Source organism: Caballeronia calidae, from assembly GCF_900044055.2.
GTDB classification, from domain to species: domain Bacteria; phylum Pseudomonadota; class Gammaproteobacteria; order Burkholderiales; family Burkholderiaceae; genus Caballeronia; species Caballeronia calidae.
The window spans coordinates 1-3,854 of the sequence record NZ_FCOX02000188.1 but is presented as its reverse complement, the minus strand read 5'-3'; the positions used below and the strand labels follow the sequence as shown (position 1 = coordinate 3,854).

Sequence of the window (3,854 nt, the reverse complement as noted above, 5' to 3'; positions counted from 1 at the left end):
TCAATGGCCCGATCGTCGCCTACATTTGTTTCATAAACCTTTCACATTGCCGCTACGGCCGTAGGTGAAACCGCAAAGCGGCGCGAACCGGATCGTTGGTCTCGTTTTGCGTCGCGCTTCACCTTAACTCCGACGGGCTCCTAGGCAGCGGATTCGTTGCGTCTCAGGCAACATGAAGGATCGTCGCCCATACAGGCCGATCCGATGTGGAGCTGATAGAATGCTCCGTCCTAATTGTGAGCGTGAGCACGTAAGTCGATGGGAATTCGGGGCGTTTTAAGCAACTTGCGCGATGTAGCGCAGAGGATCTCCCTCAGGTGTTGACGGCGCTATAAATCCGCGCTTTTTGGGCGGCGCAAGTCAGGGCGATTCGCTCAAGCATGAGGGGGCCTCACAGCCCCTTTCATTTTGATCTAGCGGTTCACGTTAGAACGGCGGGTCTCGTTCATCAGTACGCGCGCTCACTACAGAAGAGCGCTGCTCACGCAGCAGTTCGTTAAGCTGAGCGCCATAGAAGTCAGTTACGACGGCGAGCAGATCCTCAAGCAGTTCGAACACGGCAAGTGCCTGCTCAGGCGTCCAGTCGTCGGGAACGATGAACGGCAATCCGCGACGGCGCCCCGATGGCAACAAGGGGCGGCTCATCACGCGGTCTCCCTCTTCGTGGGGGGCTTGCGGGTTTTGCGCTGCCTGGCCCGTGCTTCGTTGCGCTCGCGCGCTTCCTTGAGTCGATACGATTCGCCCTCGATTGAGATCACTTCGGCGCGATGCACGAGGCGGTCGACCAGCGACACCACACAGGCTGCGTTCGGGAACACGTCCGACCATTCTTTAAACGGCTTGTTGGTCGTTATGATGGTCGAATGTGCCTCATACCTGCGGCTGACGAGTTCGAATAGCAAGTCGGCATGGCGGTTCGAGTATGAGAGGTAGCCGACTTCATCGATCACCAGGATGTCGGGCGTCGCGTAGTGGTGCAAACGCCGGCGCAGCGCCGAATCGCTGTCGAGCGCGGCGAGCTCGCCGAGCATCTCGCTAGCTGACTTGAACAGCACCGTGTGGCCCTGAATGAGTGCGTGGTGCGCCATGTTCTGCGCAAGCGTCGACTTCCCCACGCCATTCGGGCCGACGAACACGACGTTGGTTGCGTCGGCAAGGAATGTGAGTGACATCAGGTCTTCCACGGCCGCGCGGTCGATTCTCGCGGGCCAGCTCCAGTCGAAGTCGGCCATCGCCTTGAATTTGCCCAGTTTCGCCGCCCGGATGCGTCGCTGCAACGAGCGGTGCGCGCGCTCGTCTTCTTCCCACTGCAGCAGCGGCGCGAGCCATGGGGCGCCGTCGATCTCGCCCCAGTGCTCGACGAGGCCGTTCAAGCGGAGCGCCTTCGCACGCAGACGCAAGACTTCATTGTTGATCGTGGTCGACGTCATCGCCTTCCTCCCTTGCGAGTTGATCGTAGGTATCGAGCCGGTGCGGCTGCACGGGCGTATCCTTACGTCGCACATGCTCCGGCAGATTGATGACGACGGGCGGTGGTGCCCCTCGCGCCGCGCGACGACGTTCGAGCGCGGCGCGCACGGTGTTCGTATGCGTCGATCCCGCACGCAGCGCGTCCTCGACGGCCGCCTGCAATTCGATCGCGCCGTAGCGATCGAGCAGCCGCAGCAGCGAGGTCGTGAGCCCGCCGATATTCGCGCCGCGCTCTGCCGCGCGCATCAGTAAGAGCTGGCAGGAGGGCACGGCGCGAGTCAGGCTGTTAATGCCGCGGTGTTGACGTGCTTCTCGCTTGAACTCGACGAGCGTCTTCAGGTGCTGTGGGTCTTCAATCTGTTCGGCGCGGTCGTAGCTGCGCCGATGGCTGGCGATCATCTCGGCGCCGTCGAACACGCGAACCTGGTTGAGATCAGCACGAACGCTCAGCGTGCGACGCACATGCGTGTGGGGTACCGTGTAGTCGTTCAGATCGAAGCGCACGTAGGGCGTCTTGCCGACCTTCACGGCCACCTGCTCTTCGACCGGAAACGGATTGGCAGGTAGCGGGAGTAACAACGACTGCTCCTGAGCAAACGCCTCACGTACGGTCATCGCGCGGTCCTCGGGGCACGGGCGGTCGGCTGCCTGCGTGCGGCACCATTGCTCGGCCTGCGCGTTCAGGTCGTCGAGGTCAGTGAATTTGCGCGCGGCGAAGAAGGCTTCGCGCACGTGCCGTATTGCGCGTTCCACGCGTCCCTTCTCGTTGCCGCGCGCGACGGCAACGGGGCGCGGCTCAAAGTGGTAATGGCCGGCGAACGCGAGCAACGTCGGATGGAAACGGATCGCGTCGCCGGCGCGTTCGAGCACCGCCGACTTCAGGTTGTCGTAGAGCAGAACTCTCGGCAGTCCACACCACGTGTTGAACGCACCGATGTGGCCGCGCAAGAAGTTCTCCATCCGAGCATCGAGGAAGAAGCGCAGGTAGATGTCGCGCGAGTACGAGAGCACCATCACGAAGGCCATCAATGGCCGACGCGCGCGACCGATCTCGACAAATCCGAAGTGGCCCCAGTCAACCTGCCCCTGCTCGCCTGGCAAGGTGCGCAGCCGTAGGAAGGCCTCGGCGGGCTTGCGTGGGCGATGCAGCGCGAGCATGTGCCGGAAGTGATCTCGCGCCCCCTTGTAGCCGCGCTCACGCACCATCACGTAGAGACGACTGCCCGTGAGCGTCGGATACTTCTCCAGCGTCTGGCGGATGAACGGCAGAAACGGTTCGATCATCGAGGGTTTCGGCGTCGGGCCGTATCGCGGTAGTCCGGCGCTGGCGAGCACACGCAGCACCGTCTCACGGTGCACGTGCAACTGCTTCGCGATGGTGCCGCAGGGCCACTTCTCGACGTGGTAGAGACGCAAGATCTGCGTCTCGAGTTCAACCGGAATCGTCATCGGGGCCTCCGCGATCAGAACGACGGTCGAAGGCAACGCCTTCGGGGCGAACATGATGGAGACCACGACGACGCACAAAGCCGGTTCGTACCAGCGGTGAGAGCAAAACGCCACAGAAACGACAGTTCAACTGAGGCGGCGCCGCCGGGCGAACGGCGGCGTTGGCAAGTGCAACGGCGGCGTCGCGGTCCGGTTGCAGTACACCATCGACGGGCGAGTCAAGTGAACCGTGATGCGTCACGAATTGCCGCCGGGCCCGATAGCGCCGGGCGCGGGCCGCATGTGCAAATCGTCCACGGCGGGAACGCTGATAGCGTTGTCCGGCTTCGCGCACGCTGTCGCGGCGTGCGCGGGCGGCGCAGTCGCGGCAGTATCGGTTGCCACGGTCACACTGGCGGCAGACGAAGACCTGCGCCCGACAACGGGCGCACAGGTACAGGCGACCTGTAAGCGGCTGCATTGGCGGTTCCCCTGGAACGCCAAAGAGACGGGTCCAGTGAGGTCGACGGGCCGCGCGAGCAATGCGATACTGGCAGCTCACACGGCTCTTCGGCCGGCCAGAAGGCCTGCCACATGGAAACCCTGTGGAGGCGCGGTGCCGGACTGGACCTGGCAGTTGAGGCCGGCGTCGCGCCTGTTGTTCTTCCTTGGCAAACGCCTTTCTACCATGTTGCTGCCGTGACGCGATGCAGGTCGCGTCTCCAGTCGCCCTACGGGCTCCCTACGCCGCGACCTGTATCGTCATCATACCGCTCACAGCGCATCTCCTCCTTCCACGATCTCGATGGTTCGCCCCTTGCCGCGACGCCGATATAAGACGACGCCCGAAAAGCGCGGAAACTGACCGCCATCGACATCAGGCCATCGGCTTATACAGAAGTGTCGGCGTTTCCGTAGCCACGTAATGCTCGTAGCGTCTTAGCCGCGACATGAAC

The 3,854-nt window shown here is 62.9% G+C and carries 3 protein-coding genes; all 3 read right to left on the bottom strand.

Annotated elements, in window-relative coordinates; all coding sequences use genetic code 11:
* Positions 1–426: 426 nt before the first annotated feature.
* From AWB78_RS41695 to istA, 3 genes are read right to left on the bottom strand one after another with little or no spacing between them, the layout of a single operon-like run.
* The gene (locus AWB78_RS41695; protein WP_062613042.1) at positions 427–645 is read right to left on the bottom strand and encodes a hypothetical protein; all 219 of its coding nucleotides are present in this window, start codon (positions 643–645) and stop codon (positions 427–429) included.
* Positions 645–1,430 (bottom strand): IS21-like element helper ATPase IstB, encoded by a 786-nt coding sequence (gene istB / locus AWB78_RS41690; RefSeq protein WP_062613040.1) that lies wholly within the window; start codon positions 1,428–1,430, stop codon positions 645–647. The genes AWB78_RS41695 and istB overlap by 1 nt, the downstream gene beginning before the upstream one ends.
* On the bottom strand, positions 1,405–2,919 hold the full coding sequence (istA, locus tag AWB78_RS41685; RefSeq protein ID WP_062613044.1) for an IS21 family transposase: 1,515 nt from the start codon (positions 2,917–2,919) through the stop codon (positions 1,405–1,407). Before istA ends, istB begins: the two co-directional genes overlap by 26 nt.
* Between the last annotated feature and the right edge of the window lie 935 nt (positions 2,920–3,854).

Coding starts and splice junctions, on each gene's coding strand:
- AWB78_RS41695 (WP_062613042.1), bottom strand. CDS start 645: ATGAGCCGCCCCTTGTTGCCATCGGGGCGCCGTCGCGGATTGCCGTTC.
- istB (WP_062613040.1), bottom strand. CDS start 1,430: ATGACGTCGACCACGATCAACAATGAAGTCTTGCGTCTGCGTGCGAAG.
- istA (WP_062613044.1), bottom strand. CDS start 2,919: ATGACGATTCCGGTTGAACTCGAGACGCAGATCTTGCGTCTCTACCAC.